The organism is Pseudarthrobacter sp. CCNWLW207 (assembly GCF_037203945.1).
Classification (GTDB): Bacteria; Actinomycetota; Actinomycetes; order Actinomycetales; family Micrococcaceae; genus Arthrobacter.
Window position 1 is genome coordinate 340,539 of sequence record NZ_JBBCBS010000006.1, and the last position, 24,073, is coordinate 364,611.

At 65.8% G+C, this 24,073-nt stretch carries 24 protein-coding genes; 17 read left to right on the forward strand and 7 right to left on the reverse strand.

What is annotated here, in order from left to right:
• Window positions 1–16: 16 nt before the first annotated feature.
• From V9L17_RS13090 to V9L17_RS13105, 4 genes are all read left to right on the forward strand, one after another.
• Window positions 17–793 (forward strand): demethylmenaquinone methyltransferase, encoded by a 777-nt coding sequence (locus tag V9L17_RS13090; protein WP_337351739.1) that lies wholly within the window; start codon window positions 17–19, stop codon window positions 791–793.
• A gap of 4 nt (window positions 794–797) precedes the next feature.
• Complete coding sequence (locus V9L17_RS13095) at window positions 798–2,129, forward strand: geranylgeranyl reductase family protein (RefSeq protein ID WP_337351740.1); 1,332 nt, start codon at window positions 798–800, stop codon at window positions 2,127–2,129.
• On the forward strand, window positions 2,126–3,226 hold the full coding sequence (locus V9L17_RS13100; protein WP_337346240.1) for a polyprenyl synthetase family protein: 1,101 nt from the start codon (window positions 2,126–2,128) through the stop codon (window positions 3,224–3,226). The genes V9L17_RS13095 and V9L17_RS13100 overlap by 4 nt, the downstream gene beginning before the upstream one ends.
• A 473-nt stretch (window positions 3,227–3,699) precedes the next feature.
• Window positions 3,700–4,536 carry a type IV toxin-antitoxin system AbiEi family antitoxin domain-containing protein gene (locus tag V9L17_RS13105; protein WP_337351741.1) on the forward strand — a complete coding sequence of 279 codons (837 nt, stop codon included), beginning with the start codon at window positions 3,700–3,702 and terminating at the stop codon, window positions 4,534–4,536.
• Window positions 4,537–4,683: 147 nt separating this feature from the next.
• Here the strand turns inward: V9L17_RS13105 and V9L17_RS13110 are convergent, their stop codons facing one another.
• Both V9L17_RS13110 and V9L17_RS13115 read right to left on the reverse strand, forming a co-directional pair.
• Window positions 4,684–5,109: a hypothetical protein gene (locus V9L17_RS13110; protein WP_337346241.1), complete on the reverse strand. Its 426-nt coding sequence runs from the start codon at window positions 5,107–5,109 to the stop codon at window positions 4,684–4,686.
• A gap of 13 nt (window positions 5,110–5,122) precedes the next feature.
• Window positions 5,123–5,842, reverse strand: coding sequence for a trimeric intracellular cation channel family protein (locus tag V9L17_RS13115; RefSeq protein WP_337346242.1), 720 nt, complete (start codon window positions 5,840–5,842; stop codon window positions 5,123–5,125).
• 61 nt (window positions 5,843–5,903) lie between these two features.
• Between V9L17_RS13115 and V9L17_RS13120 the strand changes: the two genes are divergently transcribed.
• From V9L17_RS13120 to V9L17_RS13175, 12 genes are all read left to right on the forward strand, one after another.
• Window positions 5,904–6,659: a sirohydrochlorin chelatase gene (locus V9L17_RS13120; protein WP_337351742.1), complete on the forward strand. Its 756-nt coding sequence runs from the start codon at window positions 5,904–5,906 to the stop codon at window positions 6,657–6,659.
• A gap of 144 nt (window positions 6,660–6,803) precedes the next feature.
• The gene (locus V9L17_RS13125) at window positions 6,804–8,549 is read left to right on the forward strand and encodes a nitrite/sulfite reductase (RefSeq protein WP_337351743.1); all 1,746 of its coding nucleotides are present in this window, start codon (window positions 6,804–6,806) and stop codon (window positions 8,547–8,549) included.
• Window positions 8,546–9,268: a phosphoadenylyl-sulfate reductase gene (locus tag V9L17_RS13130; protein ID WP_337346245.1), complete on the forward strand. Its 723-nt coding sequence runs from the start codon at window positions 8,546–8,548 to the stop codon at window positions 9,266–9,268. Before V9L17_RS13125 ends, V9L17_RS13130 begins: the two co-directional genes overlap by 4 nt.
• A complete protein-coding gene (gene cysD, locus V9L17_RS13135; protein ID WP_337346246.1) occupies window positions 9,265–10,212 on the forward strand; it encodes a sulfate adenylyltransferase subunit CysD in 948 nt (315 codons plus the stop codon). Before V9L17_RS13130 ends, cysD begins: the two co-directional genes overlap by 4 nt.
• Entirely contained in the window at window positions 10,213–11,652 is a 1,440-nt protein-coding gene (locus V9L17_RS13140; protein ID WP_337346247.1) for a sulfate adenylyltransferase subunit 1, read from the forward strand. It begins immediately after the preceding gene.
• A 109-nt stretch (window positions 11,653–11,761) separates the two neighbouring features.
• The gene (locus tag V9L17_RS13145) at window positions 11,762–12,928 is read left to right on the forward strand and encodes an RtcB family protein (protein ID WP_337351744.1); all 1,167 of its coding nucleotides are present in this window, start codon (window positions 11,762–11,764) and stop codon (window positions 12,926–12,928) included.
• 120 nt (window positions 12,929–13,048) lie between these two features.
• Window positions 13,049–14,179: an ABC transporter substrate-binding protein gene (locus tag V9L17_RS13150; RefSeq protein WP_337351780.1), complete on the forward strand. Its 1,131-nt coding sequence runs from the start codon at window positions 13,049–13,051 to the stop codon at window positions 14,177–14,179.
• Window positions 14,180–14,233: 54 nt separating this feature from the next.
• Complete coding sequence (locus tag V9L17_RS13155; protein WP_337346249.1) at window positions 14,234–14,959, forward strand: ABC transporter ATP-binding protein; 726 nt, start codon at window positions 14,234–14,236, stop codon at window positions 14,957–14,959.
• Window positions 14,949–15,914, forward strand: coding sequence for an ABC transporter permease (locus tag V9L17_RS13160; RefSeq protein WP_337351745.1), 966 nt, complete (start codon window positions 14,949–14,951; stop codon window positions 15,912–15,914). The genes V9L17_RS13155 and V9L17_RS13160 overlap by 11 nt, the downstream gene beginning before the upstream one ends.
• A 200-nt stretch (window positions 15,915–16,114) precedes the next feature.
• The gene (locus V9L17_RS13165) at window positions 16,115–16,579 is read left to right on the forward strand and encodes an SRPBCC family protein (RefSeq protein WP_337351746.1); all 465 of its coding nucleotides are present in this window, start codon (window positions 16,115–16,117) and stop codon (window positions 16,577–16,579) included.
• A 165-nt stretch (window positions 16,580–16,744) separates the two neighbouring features.
• Window positions 16,745–18,007 (forward strand): uroporphyrinogen-III C-methyltransferase, encoded by a 1,263-nt coding sequence (cobA, locus tag V9L17_RS13170; protein WP_337346252.1) that lies wholly within the window; start codon window positions 16,745–16,747, stop codon window positions 18,005–18,007.
• Window positions 18,008–18,105: 98 nt separating this feature from the next.
• Window positions 18,106–19,572, forward strand: coding sequence for an FAD-dependent oxidoreductase (locus V9L17_RS13175; RefSeq protein ID WP_337346253.1), 1,467 nt, complete (start codon window positions 18,106–18,108; stop codon window positions 19,570–19,572).
• A 110-nt stretch (window positions 19,573–19,682) separates the two neighbouring features.
• Here V9L17_RS13175 and V9L17_RS13180 read toward each other — a convergent pair whose 3' ends face one another.
• Genes V9L17_RS13180 through V9L17_RS13190 form a run of 3 tightly spaced genes read right to left on the reverse strand, consistent with a single transcriptional unit; the run spans window position 19,683 to window position 21,265 of the window.
• A complete protein-coding gene (locus V9L17_RS13180) occupies window positions 19,683–20,123 on the reverse strand; it encodes an SRPBCC family protein (RefSeq protein WP_337351747.1) in 441 nt (146 codons plus the stop codon).
• 20 nt (window positions 20,124–20,143) lie between these two features.
• Window positions 20,144–20,971 carry a DUF1206 domain-containing protein gene (locus V9L17_RS13185; RefSeq protein ID WP_337351748.1) on the reverse strand — a complete coding sequence of 276 codons (828 nt, stop codon included), beginning with the start codon at window positions 20,969–20,971 and terminating at the stop codon, window positions 20,144–20,146.
• Window positions 20,972–20,974: 3 nt separating this feature from the next.
• The gene (locus V9L17_RS13190; RefSeq protein ID WP_337351749.1) at window positions 20,975–21,265 is read right to left on the reverse strand and encodes a hypothetical protein; all 291 of its coding nucleotides are present in this window, start codon (window positions 21,263–21,265) and stop codon (window positions 20,975–20,977) included.
• Window positions 21,266–21,420: 155 nt separating this feature from the next.
• Between V9L17_RS13190 and V9L17_RS13195 the strand changes: the two genes are divergently transcribed.
• Window positions 21,421–21,957, forward strand: coding sequence for a hypothetical protein (locus tag V9L17_RS13195; RefSeq protein WP_337351750.1), 537 nt, complete (start codon window positions 21,421–21,423; stop codon window positions 21,955–21,957).
• Between the two features lie 86 nt (window positions 21,958–22,043).
• Here the strand turns inward: V9L17_RS13195 and V9L17_RS13200 are convergent, their stop codons facing one another.
• The gene (locus V9L17_RS13200) at window positions 22,044–23,255 is read right to left on the reverse strand and encodes an AI-2E family transporter (protein ID WP_337351751.1); all 1,212 of its coding nucleotides are present in this window, start codon (window positions 23,253–23,255) and stop codon (window positions 22,044–22,046) included.
• Window positions 23,256–23,386: 131 nt separating this feature from the next.
• Complete coding sequence (locus tag V9L17_RS13205) at window positions 23,387–24,067, reverse strand: FadR/GntR family transcriptional regulator (RefSeq protein ID WP_337351752.1); 681 nt, start codon at window positions 24,065–24,067, stop codon at window positions 23,387–23,389.
• Between the last annotated feature and the right edge of the window lie 6 nt (window positions 24,068–24,073).

Here is a 24,073-nt window from a genome sequence, read left to right on the forward strand (position 1 = left end):
TTGAGACAATGACTGGGTGAACCGAGCATCCTTGGATAAGCGTCCGGACGAAGTAGCCACGATGTTTGACGACGTCGCACCTAAATACGATGTCGTCAACGATGTCCTCTCCATGGGGCAGACCCGCCGCTGGCGCAAGGTTGTGGTGGAAGCCATGGAAGTCACGAAGGGCCAGAGAGTCCTGGATCTTGCCGCAGGAACCGGTACCTCAAGCGAGCCATATGCCGATGCAGGCATAGACGTAGTCGCGTGCGATTTCTCCCTCGGAATGCTCAAAGTTGGCAAGCGCCGCCGCCCCGACATCAATTTTGTTGCCGGTGACGCCACCAACCTGCCCTTCGCGGATAACTCCTTTGACGCCAGCACCATCTCGTTCGGGCTGCGGAACGTCAATGAGCCGAAGAAGGCCCTGGCCGAGATGCTTCGGGTTACCAAGCCGGGCGGCAAGCTGGTCATCGCCGAGTTCTCCCAGCCGGTGGTTCCGCTCTGGCGCACCATGTATACCGAATACCTCATGCGTGCCCTGCCGGCTATCGCCGTGAAGGTTGCCTCCAACCCGGACGCCTACGTTTACCTCGCCGAGTCCATCCGCGCCTGGCCGGACCAGGACCACCTGGCCGCGTGGCTGCAGGAATCCGGGTGGGAAAAGGTCACGTACCGGAACCTCACCGGCGGAATCGTGGCGGTCCACCGTGCCACCAAACCGGCTGAAACCGGCCCTGACGGAGCTGCCGCCGCCATCGCAGCGAATAAGGGCCCCGTGGCCAAGCTCCGCCGCAACATCGTCCGCTGACCGCGTGAAAGTACTGATCGTCGGCGCGGGGCCGGCTGGCTCCACCGCCGCGTATTACCTTGCCAAGTCCGGCATCAGCGTCACCGTCCTGGAAAAGACCAGCTTCCCTCGGGAGAAGGTCTGCGGCGACGGCCTAACACCGCGGGCAGTCCGCGAAATCCAGAAACTCGGCCTGCCGCATCCCGAATCCGATGGGTGGCGCCGCAACAAGGGCCTTCGCCTGATCGCCGGCGGGCGCACCATTGAGCTGCCCTGGCCCGAGGTTTCCGACTTTCCGCAGTATGGCCTGATCCGCACGCGTCTTGGTTTCGATGAGGAACTGGCGCGTCACGCCCGGGCGGCCGGCGCCGAAGTCCTGGAACGGCACAGCGTCACCGAGGTCCTGCGCTCGCAGGACGGCCGCGTGACCGGTGTCCGCGCAGCGCTCCTGGACGAGTCCGGACGCAAGACGGGACAGGCGCTCGACTTCAGCGCCGACGTCGTACTCGCCGCCGACGGAAATTCCACGCGCACCGCCGTGTCCGCAGGCCTCCAGAAGCGCGACGACCGGCCCCTCGGCGTCGCCGTCCGCACCTACTTCCAGAGCCCCCGCCACGACGACGACTGGATGGAAGGCTGGCTGGAACTCCCCGGGCGGGACGGAAGTCTGCTCCCCGGCTACGGCTGGGTCTTCGGCGTCGGCGACGGCACCTCCAACGTCGGCCTGGGTATCCTCAACTCCTCCAAGGAATTCGGCAAGCTGGACTATAAGCAGGTCCTGCGTGAATGGACCGCCGGCATGCCCGCCGACTGGGGCTTCACCCCGGAAAACCAAGTGGGCGAAATCCGCGGCGCGGCCCTCCCCATGGGCTTCAACCGGACGCCGCACTACTCGCCCGGCCTCCTGCTCCTGGGCGACGCCGGCGGCATGGTCTCCCCGTTCAACGGCGAGGGCATCTCCTACGCGATGGAGTCCGCGCGGTTCGCGGCCGAGTTCATTATCGACGCCTCCGCACGCTCTTTGGCGGCGGGCGGAACGTACGACACCGATGCTCATCTTTCACGGTACGCGGACTATGTGCGGGACCAGTGGGGATCGCACTTCACGCTTGGCCGCGCATTTGCCGCGCTGATCGGCAAGCCCGCCGTCATGAAGCTTGCGCTCCGGACCGGGATGCCTATTCCAGTCCTGATGCGCTTTGTGGTGCGGCTGCTGGCCAACCTCACCGATCCGTCCGCCAAGGGCTTCGAGGACCGGGCCATCCGCGTCCTGGAGTCGCTGGTTCCGGCCACGTCCAATACACCGTCGGCCTCGAATCAGCGGTATCCGCAACAAAAAGTTAGGGTTAACCCGTGACCAACTCCGCAGACCACAGCTGGACGCATGCCGGGCACGGCCTGCCGGACTCCGAACCCAGCCTCAATACCACCGCCATTGCCACGGGACTTCAGCTGCCCGCGGGCTTTGCGGCGATCGCGGAGGACGCCGAACTGGGCCCCGCCATCACCAACAACCTCGCGCGGGTGGAAAAGAAGCTGCGCGAAGCCATTGCCAACTCGGACCCCCTGGCTGACGCAACGTCGCGTCACCTGGTGGAAGCCGGCGGCAAGCGCATCAGGCCGCTGCTGACGCTGCTGTGCGCCCACCTCGGCGACGCATCCCTGCCTGCCGTGGTGCAGGCGGCCGTAGTGGTGGAACTGACCCACCTGGCCACGCTGTACCACGACGACGTGATGGACTCCGCCCCGTTCCGCCGCGGCGCCCCCACTGCCCACGAGGTCTGGGGAAACTCCGTGGCCGTCCTCACCGGCGACCTCATCTTTGCCCGCGCGTCCATCCTGGTGTCCGAGCTGGGCTCGCGCGCCCTGGGAATCCAGGCGCGCACCTTCGAGCGGCTGTGCCTGGGCCAGCTGCATGAAACCGTTGGTCCGCGCCCGGACGAGGACCCGGTGGAGCACTACCTCTCGGTCATCGCGGACAAGACAGGGTCATTGGTGGCTGCTTCCGGCCAGCTTGGTGCCATCTTCGCCGGCGCTGACCCCACGTACGAGTCGGTCCTGGTGGAATACGGCGAGAAGGTGGGCGTAGCCTTCCAGCTTGCCGACGACGTCATCGACGTCACCGGCATCAAGGTCAAGTCCGGCAAGTCCCCCGGGACCGACCTCCGCGAAGGTGTCCCCACACTCCCTGTCCTGCTCCTGCGCAAGGCTGCCGAGGATGGCGACCACGCCGCCGTCGAACTTTTGAAGCTGATTGACGGCGACTTGACGTCGGATGAGGCTTTGGCGGCTGCGGTTGCCGGGCTGCGCGAGCATCCTGTGACTGCCGAGTCCTGGGTTGTTGCACGCCGCTGGGCGGATGAAGCCATTGCAGCGTTGGCTCCCTTGCCGGAGGGCGTTGTTAAGACGTCGCTGTCTAATTTCGCCCTGGCTGTGGTGGACCGCGCCAGCTAGTCCTTTGAGGAGCCCGGGTCCTCTTCTTTCATCGACTGCTCCGTAACCGCCGTTTCGACACCTCAAAACGGCAGTTATGGAGCAGTCCATGGGGGTGCTTCTTAAACGGAATAGCCCCGATTCTCAGCAACGATACGAGTCATTCGTTGCGTCGAACCGGGGCCATTTCTCCGTTCGCATCAGACCCGCCGGAGGCGTTTAGCGGATCCGTGAACAGTCTATGACAGCCTTGTCACAAGATGCAAGTCTCTTGTTACTGAGCGTGTCACAGGCTTTTCCGGCGTTTCTGACCGGATTGCGTCACTTATGGGCGCTCTGCTGAGCGTGGCCCGCGTCATGGCGGGGTTTGCGGTGGCGAACGGCGTCAATAGTCACGCATCTTGGTCGCGGAGTCCGCTCATTGTGCTGGCGTGTTGTCCACATAGGTGTGATGTTCCCTCCCGCCCGCACGCCCACAGCGACACTCTGGGCTGATGGACATTATTGACTTCCTGCTGAGGCAGGGAGGCGCTGCGCGAACCGGGCAATTGACGAAGGCTGGATTTGGCAGGGCCGCGCTCGACCGAGCGGTAGCCGGAGGCCAGGTGGTGCGGGCGAGCCACGGAGTCTACAGCCTTCCGGCAGGCAGCAGTCTGCGCGATGCTCTCACTCACGGAGGCCTGCTGACGTGCGCGTCGGCGGCACCGATATACAACTTATGGGTGCTGACGGAAAGTTGCGCTCTGCACCTCTGCCGCAGCCATCCAGTTGCCACGTCCAGAATTGTGGAGCACGGCAGGCCCAAACACCCCCGGCATCGGTGGCTGCCTGTCGCAGGGCTGGCGGATGTGTTGCTGCACAGCCTCCGCTGCCTCCCCGAACTGGAATCACTGGTGATGGTGCAGTCGGCCGTGGGCAGGCGCGATATTGAGCTGGAATTCCTTTATGCCAGGTTGCAGGGGCGTCGCAATGGCAGGGCACGGGCCGTGCTGGACCTGGTTATTCCGCGTGCGGACTCAGTGCTGGAGGTCTTGGCCAACACGCACTTCCGGAGAGCCGGCCTTCGTTTGCGGAGGCATGTCTTTATCCCCGGCGTTGGTGAGGTCGACTTCCTTATTGAAGAGTGTTTGGTGGTTGAGACTGACGGGTCAACCCACTTCGAGCCCCAGGCTGTCAAACGCGATCAGCGACGAAACAACAGGAGCGTTCTTGGTGGCTATCTGGTGCTCCGCTATTACTACGCCGATGTGGTCTATTCGCCAGACGAGATGGTTGCAGAGGTCCTCGCAGTCCTTGAACTGAGGCGCAACGGCAAATTCGACGCCAGTTGATTACTGTCCTTGGCGTTCAGGCGGCAACCGTGAGCCAAGTTGCGTAACTTATACCGGACGCCGACAGCCTGAGCCCCGCAAAATCAAGGAAGTGAAGCTGCCGGGGCGCTAAAAGTTACGCATTTGGGGCGGGCGCACCCTGAGGACCTAGTCTTCCTCGTCGTTGAACGCCCACTCGAACATGTCAAAGACGAACTCCGAGAAGGTGCCTTCTTCGCTTTTCCACTGGCCGCGGGCGTTGTTGCGTCGGTAGACGATGGGGTCCGGGACGCCGAGGTCGCCCACGCGGAAGCCCCAGGTGAACTGCTCTTCCTCGTCCTCAAGGAACATCAGGAAGCCCTCGTCATCGACTTCGAGTTCTTCGGGGTCCCAGAAGTAGTGGTAGGCCTCCATCAGGTCCTCGCAGCCACCCAACGCAAGGTAGAACTCGCGCAGGACCAAGGGAACCTGGAATTGGTGTTCTTCGAGGGCCGCATCAAGCTCGTCGGCGGGCAGCCCGTCTTCTTCCTGCCATTCGTCTTCGAGATACTTCGGAACAAGCGCGCGGAACTTCTCGAGGAACATGTCAGTCATTGTCATATCGTAGCTAATTCCGGGGTGCTCCTGAGCCGCCGCCAGTCCCAGCAGTCCCACCGGCACCGCCACCGGGACCAGGGGAACCCTCCACGCCCCGCCGGTGCCAGCCATGCACCGCCAGCGGAACGTACCAGGCCCGACGCCAGGCGATGACGCGGAAGGCGAACACCACAGCCGCCACGGCGCACGCGGTCGCCGCGTTAAAGGAGCCGGTCACCCAGAGGAGCGTGGTCAGGGCCGCCCCGCTGAAGGCCGGCAGTGCATAGAGGTCCCGGGGGTCGAAAAGCTGCGGCACCTCATTGGCAGTAATGTCCCGCAGCAGGCCCCCGCCCACCGCCGTCGTCACTCCCAGCAGCACCGCGGCAATGGGGTTCATCCCCATCGTCAGGGCCTTCAGCGTGCCGGTGATGCAGAACAGGGCCAGCCCGCCGGCGTCGAACAGGGTCAGCAGCGAGGTGTACCGCTGGAAGCTGGGAAACAGGAAGTAGACCAGCACTGTGGCAAGGACCGGAGGTGCAAGGTAGGCAGGGTTGGTGAAGGCCGCCGGCGGCCCGGCAGAAAGGATGATGTCGCGGATCACGCCGCCGCCCAGGGACACCAGCGAGGCCAGGAGCAAGGAGCCAATGATGTCGAACTGCTTCCGCGCCGCCAGCAGGGATCCGGAGACCGCGAAGAAGAAGACGCCAGCCAGGTCCAGCCAGACCAGGGCGATGTCAAAAGGAAATGTCATGGAGCGTCCCGGCGGATTTCAAGAGGGCGGACAGGGCGGCTCCAACGTTACGCTAGCGGGTATGAACAGCCCCATCATGATCGCCTGTGCCCACGGGACATCCAGCGTGCAGGGAGCCGCCGAGGTCAACGCCCTCCGCGACGCCATCGCCGCCCTGCGCCCGGGACTCGATGTGCGCGAGGCCTATGTGGATGTGCAGCAGCCGGACCTCGTGGACGTGGTGGCGGGACTGCCGGAGGGGAAGTCCGCCGTCGTGGTGCCCCTGCTCCTGAGCGTGGGCTACCACGTCAAGGTGGACATCGCCCGGGCCGTGAAGAGCCGGCCGGGCAGCCTGGCCGCGGCGCCGCTGGGCCCGGATCCCAGGCTCGCAGCGCTCCTGGACCAGCGCCTCCGGGAAGCCGGCGTCACTGACCGGGACAGCATCGTTCTTGCCGCCGCAGGATCATCCAATCCCAACGCCGCCGTCAGTGTGGAGGAACTCGCCAGCCAGCTCGGTGAGCTCCGCAGCAACCGGATCGTGGCCGCCTATGGTGCCTCGGCCAAGCCTTCAGTGCCCGACGCCGTCGCCATGCTTCGCGAGGAAGCTGAAGGCGGTGCCGGGGCAGGGGAGTCCGCCGGAGCGGTTGACCTGGGCGGACGCGTGGTCATCGCCTCCTACCTCCTGGCGCCGGGCTACTTCCACGACCAGCTGGCCAAAGCAGGGGCCGACCTCGTCACTGAGCCGCTGCTGCCCTCGCCCGTGCTCGCCGAGATCGCGCTGGAACGGTACGACGCCGCCGTCGCCAAGGGCCGCGAGGACGCCGAAGCCGCGAAATAGGCAGCCCCGGAATGGGTTCCGGCGATGCACAGCGCGAAGGCATCTTCAAGGCCCTCCGGCGGTTCATGACGAAATATTTCCCTAGGTGACTTAGCGTTTCCGGGCCCTTTGTGACGCTATTCGGGTGGGACCTACAGTCGATGCATGACTGATACAGCTCTAGCCGGAGCGTCCGCGGACCCCGCTGCCGCCAAGCGCCCCGCTCGCCCTTCCCGCCCCGCCGCAAAGCCGCACGGGCAGTGGAAAGTGGACGGCAAAACCCCGCTGAACGCCAACGAAACCTGGAAACAGGAAGATGACGGCCTCAACGTTCGCGAGCGTATCGAGTCCATCTACTCCAAAGAGGGCTTCGATTCCATCCCCGGCCAGGACCTGCACGGCCGCTTCCGCTGGTGGGGCCTGTACACCCAGCGCAAGCCCGGGATCGACGGCGGCAAGACGGCAACGCTCGAACCGCACGAGCTCGAGGACAAGTACTTCATGCTCCGCGTCCGCATCGACGGCGGTGCGCTCACCACCGAGCAGTTGCGCGTCATAGGCCAGATTTCCGTTGACTTCGCGCGGGATTCCGCCGACCTCACCGACCGCCAGAACATCCAGCTGCACTGGATCCGCGTGGAGGACATTCCCGAGATCTGGACCCGTCTGGAAGGTGTTGGCCTGTCCACCACCGAAGCCTGCGGCGACGTGCCCCGTGTCATCCTGGGCTCCCCGGTGGCCGGCATCGCCAAGGACGAAATCATCGACCCCACCCCGCTCATCGCGGAACTGGGCGAGCGGTTCATCGGCAACCCGCTGCTGTCCAACCTGCCCCGCAAGTACAAGACCGCGATCACCGGCCACCCCAGCCAGGACGTGGTCCACGAGATCAATGACTTCGCCCTCGTGGGCGTTGAGCACCCCGAGCTTGGCGTCGGTTACGACCTCTGGGCCGGCGGCGCACTGTCCACCAACCCGATGCTCGGCAAGCGCCTCGGCGCGTTCGTCCGCCCGGAGGAAGCCGCCGAAGTATGGCTCGGCGTCACCAGCATCTTCCGCGACTACGGTTACCGCCGCATGCGCACCAAGGCACGCCTGAAGTTCCTGATGGCCGACTGGGGTCCGGAGAAGTTCCGCCAGATCCTCGAGGACGAATACCTCGGTTACAAGCTGGCCGATGGCCCCGCCGCCCCCAAGCCCACCTCACCGGGCGACCACATCGGCGTGCACGAGCAGAAGGACGGCAAGTTCTTCATCGGCGCCACCCCGCTGGCCGGCCGCCTGTCCGGCGGTCAGCTGGTAAAGCTCGCGGACACCCTCGAGGCCCGCGGCTCCTTCCGGCTGCGCACCACCCCGCACCAGAAGCTTGTGGTGCTGGATGTCGCCAAGGAACACGTTGAGCCGCTGGTTGCCGAGCTGGACGCCCTGGGCCTGTCCGCCCGCCCGTCCGTGTTCCGCCGCGGCACCATCGCCTGCACCGGCATCGAATACTGCAAGCTGGCCATCGTGGAGACCAAGGTCACAGCGGCCACCGCGGTTGCCGAGCTGGAACGCCGCCTGGCAGACCTCGCCGCTTCCGGCGAACTGCCCCACGCGCTGTCCCTGCACATCAACGGCTGCCCCAACTCCTGCGCCCGGATCCAGACCGCGGACATCGGCCTCAAGGGCATGATGCTTCCAACGCCCGACGGCGACCCCACCCCGGGTTTCCAGGTCCACCTCGGCGGCGGGCTGGCTTCCACCAGCCGCGAAGAGGCTGGCCTGGGACGCACCGTCCGCGGCCTCAAGGTCTACGTTGAAGACCTGCCGGACTACGTGGAACGCGTCGTCCGCACGTTTGTTGCCCAGCGCGCTGAAGGCCAGACCTTCGCCGAATGGGCGCACGCAGCAGATGAGGAGGCCCTCCAGTGACCGACACCCGACCTGCCACACTTCGCAGCCACGACGAGCTGAAAGCCCTCGCTGAGTCCGGGGCCGCCGAGCTCGGCTGGGACGCCCCGGCCCGCGACGTGATCGCGTGGGTGGAACGCAACTTTGACCTCTCCTCAGTGGCTGTCGCGTGCTCCATGGCTGACGCCGTCCTTCCGGCGCTGGTCGCGGACCAGATGCCCGGCGTCGACGTCCTGTTCCTGGAGACCGGGTACCACTTTCCGGAAACCTACGCCACGCGCGATGAAGTGGCAGCGAACCTCCGCGTCAACGTTGTGGACGTGTTGCCGGAAAACACCGTGGAACAGCAGGACCGGCTCCTCGGCAAGGATCTCTTTGCCCGCGACGCCGCCCAGTGCTGCGCCCTCCGCAAAGTGGCCCCGCTTCGCCGCACCCTTGCCGGCTACGAACTCTGGTTCACCGGCGTGCGCCGCGACGAAGCCCCCACCCGGACCAACACACCGCTGGTCACGTGGGACGCAGTCAACGGCCTGGTCAAGGTCAACCCGGTGGCAGCGTGGACCTTCGACCAGCTGGTCCAGTACTCCGACGACAACCTCCTGCCCGTGAACCCGCTGCTTTCCCAGGGTTACCCCTCCATTGGCTGCCAGCCCTGCACCCGGAAGGTGGCGCCGGGCGACGACCCCCGCGCCGGCCGCTGGGCAGGGACCGACAAGACAGAATGCGGACTACACGTATGAGCACTTTCCTAACTGAGGAGACTACCCAGGTGACTGAAGCCGCCGTATCCACGCGCCTCTCCAGCCTGGACGCCCTTGAGTCCGAAGCCATCCACATCATCCGCGAAGTTGTGGCCGAGTTCGAGAAGCCCGCGCTGCTGTTCTCCGGCGGCAAGGACTCCGTGGTGATGCTGCACCTCGCCACCAAAGCGTTCTGGCCGGGCAAGGTTCCGTTCCCCGTGCTGCACGTGGACACCGGCCACAACTTCCCCGAAGTCATCGATTTCCGAGACCGCACTGTCGAACGGCTGGGGCTCAAGCTCGTCGTCGGCTCCGTGCAGGAGTTCATCGACCGCGGCGAGCTGGCCGAGCGCGCCGACGGCACCCGCAACCCGCTGCAGACCGTCCCGCTGCTGGACGCCATCTCGAAGAACAAGTTCGACGCCGTGTTTGGTGGCGGCCGCCGTGACGAGGACAAGGCGCGCGCCAAGGAGCGCATCCTGAGCCTCCGCGACGAGTTCGGCCAGTGGGACCCGCGCAACCAGCGCCCCGAACTGTGGAACCTCTACAACGGCCGCCACACCGTGGGCCAGCACGTCCGCGCGTTCCCCATCAGCAACTGGACCGAGCTGGACATTTGGCGCTACATCGAGCGCGAGAACATCGAGCTGCCCGGCCTGTACTATGCCCACAGCCGTGAAGTCTTTGCCCGCGATGGCATGTGGCGCGCCGTCGGCGAGGTTTCCCAGCCGCTGCCGCACGAAGAAGTCATCACCAAGACGGTCCGCTACCGCACCGTAGGCGACATGTCCTGCACCGGTGCCGTTGAATCGGCCGCAGCCACCGTGAGCGACGTTGTGATCGAAGTTGCCGCCTCCACCATCACCGAACGTGGTGCCACCCGTGCAGATGACCGCATCTCCGAGGCAGCCATGGAAGACCGCAAGAAGGATGGTTACTTCTAAATGAGCACCGAAACTTCACTCCTGGCCGCGGAGCTGGAAACAGCCCTGCCCACCACGCTGTTCCGTTTCGCCACCGCAGGATCGGTCGACGACGGCAAGTCCACTTTGGTGGGCCGCCTTCTTCACGACTCCAAGGCGATCCTCGCTGACCAGCTCGACGCCGTCGCCCGCACCTCCGCGGACCGCGGCTTCGGCGGCGCGGGTGCCACCGGCACCCAGGCGATCGACCTGGCCCTCCTCACCGATGGCCTGCGTGCCGAGCGCGAGCAGGGCATCACCATCGACGTGGCCTACCGCTACTTCGCCACCGACCAGCGCAGCTTCATCCTGGCCGACTGCCCCGGCCACGTTCAGTACACCAAGAACACGGTGACCGGCGCGTCCACTGCGGATGCCGTCGTCGTACTCATTGACGCCCGCAAGGGTGTCCTGGAGCAGACCCGCCGGCACCTGTCCGTGCTGCAGCTGCTGCGGGTGGCGCACGTGATCGTGGCCGTGAACAAGATCGACCTCGTGGACTTCAGCGAGTCCGTGTTCCGTGAGATCCAGGCCGACGTGCAGCAGGTGGCCCGTGAACTGGGCATCGGCGCGGCTGCGCTGGGGACCGCGGACCACATCGATGACCTGCTGGTGATCCCGGTGTCCGCCCTCGAGGGCGACAACGTGGTGGACCGTTCCGAGCGCACGCCCTGGTATGACGGCCCGGCCCTGCTGGAGGTCCTCGAAACCCTGCCGGCCGCCGACGAAATCGATACGCAGCTGGAGAGCTTCCGCTTCCCGGTGCAGTTGGTCATCCGCCCGCAGGGTGCGCTGGCTCCGGACGCCGTGGCTGCCGGCCTGGATGTTGAGGCCTACCGCGACTACCGGGCGTACGCCGGCCAAATCACCGAGGGTTCCGTGAAAGTGGGGGACAAGGTTGCTGTGCTGACGCCCGGCCAGGCCCCCCGCACCACCACGGTGACCGGCATCGACTTCGCCGGGGAGTCACTGCAGGAGGCGTTCGCGCCGCAGTCCGTGGCGATCCGCCTGGCCGAGGAATTCGACGTCGCCCGCGGTGACACCATCGCCGCCGCCGGGACTGTCCGGGAGTCCTCCGCAGACCTCTACGCCGCGCTGTGCTGGCTTTCGCCCAAGCCTTTGCGGGAAGGTGCCAAGGTGCTGGTGAAGCACGGCACCCGCACCGTTCAGGCGCTGGTCCGCAACGTCAATGGCAAGCTGGACCTGGCTTCCTTCAAGCTTGAAGCAGCGTCCAGCCTGGAACTGAACGACATCGGCCACGCGCAGCTCCGGCTTTCCGCACCGCTGCCACTGGAGAACTACCTGCACCACCGCCGTACCGGCGCGTTCCTGGTGATCGACCCGCTGGACGGCAACACGCTGGCCGCGGGCCTGGTCAAGGACCACCCCGGCGACCACGAGGACGAGCGCTACTCCATCTGAGATTCTCCCGAAACCGCGGCTTGTTCGCAGATCCTGGCCTTCACGGGCCGGTTTTGCGAACAAGCCGCGGTTTTGTCGTTTTCGTATCCTTAAGGGTGGGAGGCGAAGCGTGGAGACCATCAACAGCAAGCTCATGAGCTGGGCCTCGATCCTGGACGCCAAGACCTTTGAGCAGGCGCTGGCCACCTCCACGCTGCCCTTCATCTACCCGCACCTTGCCCTGATGCCGGACGCGCACCTGGGCAAGGGCGCCACCGTGGGTTCGGTGATCCCCACCCTCCACGCCATCATTCCGGCCGCCGTCGGAGTGGACATCGGCTGCGGCATGATCGCCGTTCGGACCCAGTACTCCGTGAAGGAACTGCCCCGGGACCGGAAACGGCTGCGCGAGGACATCGAACGGGCCATTCCGCTGTCCGCCGGCCACAACAACCGGTCAGTCCAGGCCACCGCCGAGCCACGGATCGCCGAGCTCAAGAAACTGGCGGCGACGGCGGGCTTCAACCCAGCCCAGTACCTGGCGAAGTGGGAACTGCAGCTGGGCTCCCTGGGGTCCGGGAACCACTTCATCGAGGTCTCCGCAGACGAGACCGATGCCGTCTGGCTGTTCCTGCACTCCGGCTCACGAGGCGTCGGCAACAAAATCGCCCAGCATCATATCGGCGTCGCCCAGCAGGTGACCCGGAAACGGGGGACCAGGCTGCCCGACCCCGACCTCGCCTACCTGGAGGAGGGCACGTCCGAGTTCAGGCGGTATATCGAGGAGCTGCGCTGGGCCCAGCATTTCGCGCTGCTGAACCGCGAGGAAATGATGGACCGGGTCATCACGCAGTTCAGCCATTGGGTGGGCGGGCATGTCAGGGAACGCGAACGCATCAACTGCCACCACAACTTCACCCAGCTGGAGACGCACTACGGCAAGTCCGTGTGGGTCTCACGCAAGGGAGCTATCAGGGCAGAGCCCGGCGATCCGGGACTTATTCCGGGTTCCATGGGGACGGCGTCGTACGTTGTGGAAGGCCTGGGCAACCCGGTGTCGCTGAATTCCTCACCGCACGGTGCCGGCCGGGAGTACTCCCGGAACGCCGCCCGCAAGACCTTCACCCTCGCCGAACTGAAGGAGGCGATGCACGGGATCGAGTTCCGCGCCTCTGAGGCCTTCATCGACGAGATCCCGGCCGCCTACAAGCCCATCGATGTGGTGATGCGGGACGCCGCAGACCTGGTGAGGGTGCGGCACAAGCTGCGCCAGCTGGTCAACGTCAAGGGCAACTGAAGGCGCAGCTTGGGCAGCGAATGTGACGTCAGATGAACCTGCGTGACCCCCCGTTTCTGCTTCGTTGAACGGGCAATCGGCACTCCCTATGGTGAAACAATGACTAGTTCCAAGCCCGGGATGACCCGGATCGTGGCCGGTGAAAGCGCGGTGCCCAGGCGCAAGCGTGCCATTGAGGCTGCGTTGGCCATTGGGCTGGTCCTCCTGATCGCCGTCGGCGCCGTGGTGGCGTCCAGCATTTCGCGTAACACTGACGCCCAGGCCGCGACGCCGTCGCCCACCCCGGCTGAAGAACTGAAGCTCGGTTACTTCGGCAACATCACGCACGCCGCAGCGCTCGTGGGCATCAACCAGGGCTTCCTGGCCAAGGAACTGGGCACCACGAAGCTCAGCACCGAAACCTTCAACGCCGGGCCGGCTGCCATTGAGGCCCTGAACGCCGGAGCCATCGACGCCGCCTACATCGGCCCGAACCCGGCCATTAACTCATTCGTCAAGAGCCAGGGTGAATCCGTCAGCGTCATCGCCGGTGCTGCCGCCGGCGGTGCCCAACTGGTCGTGCGGCCGGAAATCGAGTCCGCCGCGGACCTGAGGGGCAAGACCCTCGCGTCCCCGCAGCTGGGCGGAACGCAGGACGTGGCGCTGCGCGCCTGGCTTGGTTCGCAAGGGTACGACACGAACGTTGATGGCAGCGGCGATGTGGCCATCAACCCCACCGAAAATGCCCAGACGCTCAAGCTCTTCCAGGACGGAAAGCTCGACGGCGCGTGGTTGCCTGAGCCGTGGGCCTCGCGCCTGGTGCTCCAGGCCGGAGCCAAGGTGCTGGTTGACGAAAAGGACCTCTGGGACGGTTCAGCGTCCGGTAAACCGGGGGAGTTCCCCACCACCATTCTGATCGTCAACAAGGCCTTCGCGGCGGCGCACCCGGACACGGTCAAGGCCCTCCTCCGCGGGCACGCCAAATCCGTGGCTTGGCTCAACGACACCCCGTCCGCGGAAAAGGCGGCCGTCATCAATGCCGCGCTGCAGGAATCCGCTGGCGCCGCCCTGCCTGCCGACGTCATCGACCGGTCCCTGAAGAACATCATTTTCACGGTGGATCCGCTGGCCGGAACCTACCCCAAGCTCCTGAAGGACGGGGTGGACGCCGGCACCACCAAGCAGGCGGACATCAACGGCCTGTTCGACCTCCGGGCACTGAACGAAGTCACCGGAAAGTCGATCTCCGCAGCCGGCCTCGGCCAGGACTGACCACGCACCAGCACACCACCCCAGCAACCGCACCACCAACGTAAGGACGGGACCATGCCAGTCGTACTGGAGAACCTGGGCAAGCGCTTCGGCGATGGCGCCCCGGTGCTGGACGACGTCAACGCCAACATCGCGTCTGGCGAGTTTGTCGCCCTCCTCGGTGCTTCCGGCTGCGGCAAATCCACCCTGCTGAACATCATGGCGGGACTTGAGCTCCCGACGTCGGGCGCCTTGGAGGTGCCCAGCGACGGCGCAGCCTTTATGTTCCAGGACGCCGCCCTGTTTCCGTGGCTCACGGCCCGGGAGAACATCGAGCTGGCCCTGCAGCTGCGGGGAGTGGGCAAGGTCGAGCGCCGCGCCAAGGCCAACGAGCTGCTGGAGCTGGTGCACCTCGGCGGAGCCGGGGACAAGCGCCCGCACGAGCTTTCCGGCGGCATGCGCCAGCGTGTTTCGCTGGCACGCTCGCTCGCCCAGGACCGTCAGCTGCTGCTGATGGACGAGCCGTTCGCGGCCCTTGATGCCATCACCCGCGACCTCCTCCACGACGAGCTGGAACGCATCTGGAAGGAAACCGGGCGGACCATCGTTTTTGTGACCCACAACGTCCGCGAGGCGGTGCGGCTGGGCCAGCGCGTGCTGCTGCTGTCCTCCCGCCCGGGCCGGGTAGTGGAGGAATGGGCCGTCACCGAGGAACACCGAACCGACGCCGGCCTGGCCGGACAGCTGACCGGGGTCATCACCGCCCGGCTCCGGGAGGAGATTCGCCGCCATGCCAAATAACCCCACACCCCTGGCCGAGAGTAACGCTGTGGTCGAGCCTGCAGAGACCCAGCCCGAGTTCCGGCACATCCACGCAGCCCTGACCCGGACCTCCACCGGTCGCGAGGACCTGCGCGAGCTGGAATCCGGCCTGGACTCCCTGCAGTCCGACGCCGCCCGCAAGGCACGCATCGACTGGAGCCGTATCCTGCTGCCGGTTGCCGCCCTGGTGGTCCTGGTCCTGATCTGGCAGTTCTATGTCTCCCTTGGCGTGAAACGCCGCGACCTCGTGCCCGGCCCGCTCGATGTCCTGGGCCAGGTCGGTGTCCTTTGGGGCGAAGGCAAACTCCAGGAAGCGGTCTGGACCTCGCTGCAGCGCGGGCTGGTCGGGTTCCTGATCAGCGTCGCCATCGCCACCCCGGTGGGACTCCTGCTCGCCCAGGTTGCTCCGCTGCGCCGGGCCTTCGGACCGCTGATTTCCGGGCTTCAGGTGCTGCCATCAGTGGCCTGGGTTCCGGCCGCGATTATCTGGTTCGGACTGACCGACGCCACCGTCTACTTCGTGGTGTTCATGGGCGCCATCCCGTCTATCATCAACGGCCTGATCTCCGGCGTGGACCAGATCCCGCCGCAGTACCGCCGTGTAGGCACGGTCCTGGGCGCGAACCGCCTCCAGATGGCCGTACAAATCATCCTGCCCGCGGCCCTTCCCGGCTACCTCGGCGGACTGAAGCAGGGCTGGGCGTTCTCGTGGCGGTCCCTAATGGCGGCGGAAATCATCGCCGTGGGCGGCACTATCGGCTTCGGCCTCGGCTCGCTGTTGGACCAGGGCCGCATCCTGTCCGACATGACCGTGGTGATGTCCGCGATCCTCCTCATCCTCGGCGTCGGCATCCTGATCGAACTGCTCGTCTTTGCACCGATTGAGAAGCGACTCCTCCGCAGCCGCGGCCTCCTCTCCGGCAGCACCCGCTGACCCTTCCGAAAACTGGACTGCAGGGCCCGACGGCGAGTACCGCCGTCGGGCCCTGCTGTTTGCCGCCACCCAATGGCGTAAGTTTTGGCCAGCCCGGATGCCCAGAGGCCCGGAAATCCGCGGGACCCAACGCCGGGCCGTCCCAAAAGTGACGCATTTGCGTCGCCGGGCACAAGCCTTAGGTCTGGCAGACTGGCGCCATGACTGTGAGCTTTGTGTGCCGCACTGAATCTTCCCTCCCCAGGGAGCGGCTTTTTGACCTGGCCCGCAGCATTGACGCGCATGTTGACTCGCAAAAGGGCGCCGGGGAACGTGCCGTCGGTGGCGTGGTGACCGGGCTGATCGGTGAGGGTCAGGAGGTGACCTGGCGGGCCCGGCATTTCGGCATCCTATTGACGATGACCAGCAGGATCACGGCCCTCGAGTTTCCAACCAGCTTCACGGACGAGCAGGTCAGCGGCCCGTTTAAGGCCTTCCGCCACGTCCATGAGTTCCAGTCCATGGCCACGGGCACCATCATGACCGACCGTGTGGAGTTCACGGCGCCGTTCGGGTTCCTGGGCCGGCTGGCGGAGAACCTGATCCTCCGGCGGTACCTGATGCGGCTGATCAGCAACCGCGGCCGGTTCCTGGCAGGCACCGGTAGCCGAAGTGGGGCGCATTGACACGGACACGGCGCGGATTGAGCCTGCCTAGGGCCGAATCGCCGCCAATGTGCCCCACAACGGCGCCTTTTTGAGGCCCTGCCCTATGTGACGCAGCGTTACCTTACGTGAACTGGTGTTTCCGCGCCGTTGTTGGCGAATGTGACGGCGCCCTACCGTTGATCCATGGCAATTCAGGATATTTACCCCACAGCACTGCGGCTGCTCGGCCGCCCCGTGCTGGTGGTGGGCGGCGGACCCGTTGCCGCGCGCCGCGCCAAGGGGCTGCTCGACGCCGGTGCTCGCGTTACCGTCGTGGCTCCCGTTGCCTGCCAGGCCCTGGTGGAACTGGCCGACTCCGGCCTCCTCACGTGGGAGCCGCGCACGTACCTTCCGTCCGACGTCGACGGCGTCTGGTTTGTCCAGACGGCCACGGGCAATTCCGCCGTGGACACCCAGGTTTCAGCCGACGCCGAGGCGCAGCGCATCTGGTGCGTCAACGCCTCCGACCACGAAGCCTCAGCCGCGTGGACCCCCGCCGTCGCCGTAGTGGACGACGTACAGATTGCGGTGAACGCCGGGGGAGACCCGCGCCGGGCCATGGCATTGCGCAACGCCGTTGCCACCGCCCTGGAAACGGGGGATCTCCCGCTGCGCCGCCGTCGGGCTCCGAAAAACGCAGGTTCCGTTGCCCTCGTGGGCGGCGGGCCGGGCGACACCGGCCTCATCACCGTCCGCGGCCGCCGCCTCCTGGGCCAGGCCGACGTCGTGGTGGCAGACCGCCTCGGCCCGCGCGAACTGCTTAACGAACTCGCTCCGGATGTCCGCGTCATCGAGGTGGGCAAGACCCCGGGGAATCATCCTGTGCCGCAGGCCGGGATCAACCGGATCCTTGTCGAAGAAGCCCTCAAGGGCCACCGAGTGGTTCGGCTCAAGGGCGGCGACCCGTACGTCCTGGGCCGCGGTGGTGAGGAAGCCGAATATTGCCGGCAGCACGGCGTCGAGGTTGAAGTGGTCTCCGGCGTCACGTCCGCGATCTCCGTTCCCGCCGCTGCAGGTATTCCCGTGACGCACCGCGGCCTGGCCAAGGGCTTCAGCGTGGTCACCGGCCACGAGGAACTTTCCGAAGTCCCGGCCCGTCCTGACCACACCGTAGTCCTGCTGATGGGAGTGGCCGCCCTCCGGGATTCCGCTGCCGCCCTGGCCGCCGCCGGTTTGCCTCTGGACACTCCAGTTGGCATCGTTGAGAACGGCTATCTGCCGAATCAGCGCGTGACCATCGGCACGCTCGGTTCCATCGCCGACCAGGCGGAAGCCACCGGCGTCGCGAATCCCGCAGTGATTGTGATCGGTGACGTGGTGCGCGTGAGCCCTTTCGCGCCTTCGCACTTCAAGACAGCCGACTACAGCACCACCAGCCCGAACAAGCCCCGAGTCCTCACCACCTAGCCCCCACCCAACTAGGTAGCAGCAGATGTTGTTTTGAGCCCTCATAACGACATCTACTGCTACCTAGTTGGGCCGGAACGAAGAAAAGGAACACAGCCGTGTCAACCAGCACCACCGTAGGATCTGCCGAGCGTCCGCTGCGCGTTGCCGTTGTGGGCTCCGGCCCGGCAGGCGTCTACGCTGCGGACATCCTCACCAAGAGCGAAGCCGTCAAGAGCGGCGAACTCACCGTGAGCATCGACCTCTTTGACCGCTACCCGGCACCCTACGGCCTCATCCGCTACGGCGTGGCCCCGGACCACCCCCGCATCAAGGGCATCGTCAACGCCCTGCACAAGGTCCTGGACCGGGGGGATATCCGATTCTTCGGCAACGTGGACTATGGCACGGACCTCTCCATCGAGGACCTCCGCACACATTACGACGCCGTCATCTTCGCTACGGGCGCCATCAAGGATGCGGACCTGAACATCCCCGGCATCGAACTGGACGGCTCCTACGGCGGCGCGGACTTCGTCTCCTGGTATGACGGCCACCCCGACGTCCCGCGTGAATGGCCGCTGGACGCGAAGGAAATCGCCGTGATCGGCAACGGCAACGTGGCACTGGACGTGGCCCGTGTCCTCTCTAAGCACGCCGATGACCTGCTGGTCTCCGAAATCCCGGACAACGTCTACGCCGGCCTGAAGAACTCGCCCGTCACGGACGTGCACGTCTTCGGCCGCCGTGGCCCCGCCCAGGTGAAGTTCACCCCGCTGGAGCTGCGCGAGCTGTCCCACTCCAAGGACGTGGACATCATCCTGTACGCCGAGGACTTCGAGTTCGATGAGGAATCGGATCGCCTGATCCAGAGCAACAACCAGGTCAAGACCATGGTGGGCACGCTCACCAACTGGATCGCCGAGCAGCCCGAGGACCTCTCCGAGCTCACCGCCTCCCGCCGCCTGCACCTGCACTTCCTGCACAGCCCGGTGGAAATCTACGACGACGCCGAGACGCCGGGCAAGGTGGCCGGCATGAAGTTCGAGCGCACGGAGCTGGATGGGACGGGTAACGCCCGCGGCACCGGCGAGTTCGTGGACTACCCGGTCCAGGCCGTGTACCGCGCCATCGGCTACTTCGGTTCGGCCCTGCCGGAGATCGAGTTCGACCACAAGAAGGGTGTTGTCCCGAACGACGGCGGACGCGTCCTGGATGCCGCAGGCACCCATGTGCCGGGTATCTACGCCACTGGCTGGATCAAGCGCGGTCCGGTCGGCCTCATCGGCCACACCAAGGGCGACGCCCTGGAGACGGTGACGTACCTGCTGGAAGACCGCGAAAACCTTCCGGTTGCCGCTGTTCCCGAGGCGGACGCCGTCGTTGAACTCCTCGACTCCCGCGGCGTAAAGTTCACCAGCTGGGAAGGCTGGCTGGCGCTGGACGCCCACGAGCTTGCGCTGGGTGCCGCAGCCACGGAAGCCGGCGGATCCCACGGTGTTGAGGTCAAGCGTGAGCGCATCAAGGTAGTGCCGCGCGAGGACATGGTGGCCATCTCCCGCGACGGCGTAGCCGCCAACGTCTGATTTCGGACCGGTTCCAGCTCCACACGGCGCGAACCGGCAGTTACCGACTCCAAACCGCAAGTTTGGAGTCATCCGCTGCCGGTTCGCGCTTTTGCGTTAACCCGGCTGGGCTAGCTCCCCGCCCCGCCGGCGGCCATCAGTTCCAGCCGGCTGAGGGTCTCGCGGTTCCGAACGTCGATCAGTGGGTCGCGCAGCACCTTGGGGACCAGCTTGCCAGGTCCGCGGATGGCATCCTCGGCGATGGAGACTCGACACTGGGTGCCCAGGTCCTCCAATGTGATCATCACTTTTGCTTCACCCAGCGGCCAGCCGCGGGCCACCAGTTCCAGGGAGCGGCCGGGCTCGACGGCGACAACGCGGGTGCTGTCGTTGATCACCAGCGGCCAGGCGCCCACTGAGTGGTGGAGCCTGGCGCCGGCCTCGGGCCATTGCGCATCCACGGCCCGGATGCGGGAGGCGCCCACTACCCAGCCCGAGTACAGCCAGCCGTCGGCGATCACCTTCCAGACGACGTCGGCAGGAGAGTTGAATAGACGGCTCACGGTTGACATGGGTTTTCCTCCATTGGTGGTTACATCCGGCCGAAACGCGCCCGGACCAGCGCGAACATGCCATAGCAAATGAAGCCCGCCCCGATCGCGACGAGCAGGTACGGGCCAAACGGGTGGTCGCGGAGCGCCTTGAGGCTTCCGTCCAGGCCGGTGGATTCTTCGGGGCTCTGTTTGCCGGCCGCGATGACAAACAGCAGCCCGGCCAGGTTCAGCGCCACGCCCTTGGCCACGTGGCCGGCAACCCCCAGCGAGTCGATCAGGCGGCCACGGCGCGTGCCTTCAAACCGGAAGAGCTCCTTCTTGAACCCGCGCCGCAGGCCCTTGACCACGAAATAGACGCCCACGCCCATGGTGGTCAGCCCTACGGCCACCAGCACAGGCAGCCCGAGCGGGGCGTTCAGGAGTGCGGTGCTGAAGTCCCGGGTGGTGTCTCCCGAGTCCCCGCGCATGCCGATGGCAAAGCCAGCAAAGCTTAGGCCAACGCTTCCGTAGGCAATTGTCAGGCAGCCTGACGAGATCAGCTTCCCGAACCGCTTCGTGCCGGGCCGGTGCCGTGCCCGCAGCGTTGCTTCACTCAGTTGCCACAGTGCCAGGCCGGTGCAGGCAATGACGCAGGCCCACAGTACCGCGGGGCCCCAAGGGTTTGCGGCCAACTGCTCTATGGCGCCGGTGGCCTCCGCCTGACCCGCCTGGCCGAAAGCGAGGGCAATGGCAATAGCGCCAACAATGATGTGAAGCAGGGCCATCACGGCAAATCCGGAGCGCGCCACGATGTCCAGCGCCTTGGTGTCCGACGCCTCCTCGACGGCGTCTGCCGCCTCGCTGATGCTGGATTCCCCGTCTGCCATGAGTCAGCCGTTCATGGGCCCTTCAGCATGCATCTTCCCGGCACCGGGGCCTTCCACGTGCACGGTGCAGCGGACCACGAGCTTGCCGGGAGCGTGGTCCAGCTCCACCAGGCTGTCATGGGCGCTGAGGGCCGTGAAGACTTCTGAGCCTTTAACCACCGTTACGCCTTTGGCTTTTGCTGTCGCCGTCGCGTTTTCCAACGCTTCCTTCTCCAGGCCTGCCAGGTACGACTCGTCATCTTGGCGGGCGGGGTCCCCGAATGCCCAGCCAAATAAGGTCCCAGTGTTCTCCATGGCGACGATATTACGCGTAACAGTGCTGGAAGTCGGGGTTTCGTAACATTAGTAAGTGTGCTTACCATAGCCTGACCATGACCTTTATTGGACACGGTTAATAAAGACCGCACCCGCGGCATTTCGGAACCAGTTCGACGTTAGGAAACCACATCATGGCAGGAAATCTTGTTGCCCGGTCCGTTCACGACCTGAGCGCTGCGGCATGGTTCGGCGGTTCGCTGATGGGAGCGATCGGGCTCAACGGGGCAGCCGCGGAAGCCAAGGATCCGGCGGAACGCACAAGGCTCTCCAGTTCCGGCTGGATGAAGTGGGCGCCCATCCAGACGGCAGCATTCGCTTCACACTTGGTGGCCGACCTCGCCATCGCCTGGGAGAACAAGGGCCGTATCGCCAAGCAGGAGGGTGTGGCCCGGGACACCGCGATTAAGACGGCGGTGACAGTCGCCGGCGCTGCAGTGACGCTCTATGCCGGCCTCCTTGGCAAGAAGGTGGACAAGCTCGCCGATGAGGGCGCGCGCGGCGCTACGGAGCCCGCGCCGGAGGCGTCCGAGGAGCTGAAGTCGGCCCAGCAGCAGCTCAAGATGCTGCAGTGGACCATACCGGCCTTCGCCGCAGTGGTCATCATCCTGGGTGCGAAGCACGGCGAGATGCAGCGGCCCAAGAACGTCTTCGCCGGCCTCCGCTCCTAAGCGGCACCGGGAAGTACGACGGCGGTCCGGCACCCAGGTGCCTGGCCGCCGTCGGGCGTTCCCCTGCGGAAGCCCTGGTGCCGGTGTCAGACGGGCTGGCTGTTGGGCGGTGGGAGGTCCGGGTTCATGTCCTGGAGGTCAGGGTCTTCCGCAGTCCAGACCTGGATGATGGCCCAGGCCACAGCGGCCAGCGGGACGGCCAGCACCGCGCCCACGATGCCCGCGAGGATGGTGCCAGCGGTCAGTGCCATCAGGATCACCAGGGCGTGGAGCTGGAGGGACTTGCCCATGACGACAGGCTGCAGGAAGTCGCCCTCCAGTTGGTTGACGGCCACAACCACCGCGACGACGATCAGCGCCACCACGGGGCCGTTGGCAACGAGGGCAACCAGTGCCGCGAGGATGCCCGCCACCGTTGCCCCCACCAGCGGAATGAAGGCGGTCATAAAGACGATGATGGCCAGCGGGAATGCCAGCGGTACCTGCAGGATGAGGAGCGCTGCGCCGATTGCTACTGCATCCACCAGGGCCACGATGGCGGTGCCACGGACATAACCGCCCAGCACCTCCAGGGTGCGGCTTCCCACGCGGCGGAGTTTCGCTTCGCGCTCACCCTTGAACGGCCGGAGGAAGAAATTCCAGATCTTGGCGCCGTCCTTGAGGAAGAAGAACAGGATGACCACCATCAGGATGGTCCCGGTGATGAACTCGGTAACCACGGACAGGCCGGTGATGGCGCCTGAGCGGACCTGGCTGCTCGTAGCGAATTGAATGATCCCCTCACGCGCCTGGTTTAGCTGCTCCTGGTCGATGGGCACGGGGCCATTGCGCAGGAAGTTCTCCAGTTCGTCCAGGCCTGAAGAGGCCTGCTGCGCCAGCTCTGTCCATTGGCTACGGACCGAGAAATAGATCACCGTGGAGACGCCGCCGAGCAAAATGAGGAGGGCAACAAAGGCAATGCCCGTTGCGGCGGCGCCCGGTATGCCTCGGCGCCGAAGCATGTTCACGAACGGGCCGATGGCGGCGGCCAGGATCAGCGCGATCAGGACCGGAATCACCAGGAGCTTAATCTGCATCAGGGCGTAGACCGAGACCACGGCGACGGCCAGAATCAGCAGGACCTGGGCGGAGCGGATGCCTACCCTGCCCAGTGAGTCGGCCCACAAAGCGCTGGCCGGTTTGGATTCCTTCACCCGGCTGACGGCTGCGGGCTTCGGCCGGGGCGCTTCATCGGTTGGCGCCGGCTGCGGGTTCTCACTGCCCGGCCCGCGTTCGGTCAGGCGTGGTGCTCGCGCCATGGGAACTCCTCATCGTCAAGCGGGGGCCTGGGTGCGGGGGCGCAACGCAGGCATAACTACCTCACTAGGATAGTAAGCCTACTGACCGATTAGGCGCCGACGAAACCCCGACGAAACCCCGTGCCGCCGGGCTACGCCCCGAGCCACTCCGCGCAGGAGTTCAGGTTCCGGTTGACACTGGCCACGGCGGCTTCCCCGTCGCGGGCCTCGATGGCGTCCACCAGGGCGCCGTGGCCCTCATGGGGAAGTCCTTCGAAGCCGGCGCGGCGCTGCTGGTTCAGGAGGTCGTCGTGGAAAACATCGCCGAAGCTGACGTACAGCTCATGCAAAAGCGGGTTCCGGGATGCCTGGGCCACACGCTCGTGGAAACCCCAGTCGGCGCGGGCCCACGCCGCGTAGTCGGCTGCGTGCCAGGCCTTGTCGCGTTCGGCGAGCAAAGCACGGAGGGCGGAGACGTCGTCGGCCGTTGCATGCCGGGCGGCGAGGCGCGCAGCCTGGGTGTCCAACCCCACGCGCACCTCAAGGATGTGCTCCTCGGTGTGATCCTGGTACATGCGCCGCGCCGCGCCGGACATTTCGCTGGTGGCGCGGACGTAGGTGCCATCCCCACGCCGGACTTCCAGCATGCCGCTGTGGGCCAGGGCCTTGATTGCTTCGCGGAGCGTACCGCGGGAGACGCCCAGCTTGGCCATCAACTCGGGTTCGGACGGGATCCGCTGCTGGAGCGGCCATTCGCCGGAGTGGATCATGGCCCGCAGTTTGGCGGTGATTTCGTCGGCAAGCGGCTGGCGGTGCGAGGTGCTCAGGGTCATGATGTC

What these genes read in the sequence shown, in the direction of transcription:
- V9L17_RS13190 (WP_337351749.1), bottom strand. Translation starts at nt 21,265, where the DNA reads ATGGAGAACACTGGGACCTTATTTGGCTGGGCATTCGGGGACCCCGCC.
- V9L17_RS13200 (WP_337351751.1), bottom strand. Translation starts at nt 23,255, where the DNA reads ATGGCGCGAGCACCACGCCTGACCGAACGCGGGCCGGGCAGTGAGAAC.
- V9L17_RS13165 (WP_337351746.1), top strand. Translation starts at nt 16,115, where the DNA reads ATGACTGTGAGCTTTGTGTGCCGCACTGAATCTTCCCTCCCCAGGGAG.
- V9L17_RS13125 (WP_337351743.1), top strand. Translation starts at nt 6,804, where the DNA reads ATGACTGATACAGCTCTAGCCGGAGCGTCCGCGGACCCCGCTGCCGCC.
- V9L17_RS13115 (WP_337346242.1), bottom strand. Translation starts at nt 5,842, where the DNA reads ATGACATTTCCTTTTGACATCGCCCTGGTCTGGCTGGACCTGGCTGGC.
- V9L17_RS13140 (WP_337346247.1), top strand. Translation starts at nt 10,213, where the DNA reads ATGAGCACCGAAACTTCACTCCTGGCCGCGGAGCTGGAAACAGCCCTG.
- V9L17_RS13150 (WP_337351780.1), top strand. Translation starts at nt 13,049, where the DNA reads ATGACCCGGATCGTGGCCGGTGAAAGCGCGGTGCCCAGGCGCAAGCGT.
- V9L17_RS13105 (WP_337351741.1), top strand. Translation starts at nt 3,700, where the DNA reads ATGGACATTATTGACTTCCTGCTGAGGCAGGGAGGCGCTGCGCGAACC.
- cobA (WP_337346252.1), top strand. Translation starts at nt 16,745, where the DNA reads ATGGCAATTCAGGATATTTACCCCACAGCACTGCGGCTGCTCGGCCGC.
- V9L17_RS13160 (WP_337351745.1), top strand. Translation starts at nt 14,949, where the DNA reads ATGCCAAATAACCCCACACCCCTGGCCGAGAGTAACGCTGTGGTCGAG.
- V9L17_RS13155 (WP_337346249.1), top strand. Translation starts at nt 14,234, where the DNA reads ATGCCAGTCGTACTGGAGAACCTGGGCAAGCGCTTCGGCGATGGCGCC.
- cysD (WP_337346246.1), top strand. Translation starts at nt 9,265, where the DNA reads ATGAGCACTTTCCTAACTGAGGAGACTACCCAGGTGACTGAAGCCGCC.
- V9L17_RS13120 (WP_337351742.1), top strand. Translation starts at nt 5,904, where the DNA reads ATGAACAGCCCCATCATGATCGCCTGTGCCCACGGGACATCCAGCGTG.
- V9L17_RS13195 (WP_337351750.1), top strand. Translation starts at nt 21,421, where the DNA reads ATGGCAGGAAATCTTGTTGCCCGGTCCGTTCACGACCTGAGCGCTGCG.
- V9L17_RS13185 (WP_337351748.1), bottom strand. Translation starts at nt 20,971, where the DNA reads ATGGCAGACGGGGAATCCAGCATCAGCGAGGCGGCAGACGCCGTCGAG.
- V9L17_RS13205 (WP_337351752.1), bottom strand. Translation starts at nt 24,067, where the DNA reads ATGACCCTGAGCACCTCGCACCGCCAGCCGCTTGCCGACGAAATCACC.
- V9L17_RS13110 (WP_337346241.1), bottom strand. Translation starts at nt 5,109, where the DNA reads ATGACTGACATGTTCCTCGAGAAGTTCCGCGCGCTTGTTCCGAAGTAT.
- V9L17_RS13180 (WP_337351747.1), bottom strand. Translation starts at nt 20,123, where the DNA reads ATGTCAACCGTGAGCCGTCTATTCAACTCTCCTGCCGACGTCGTCTGG.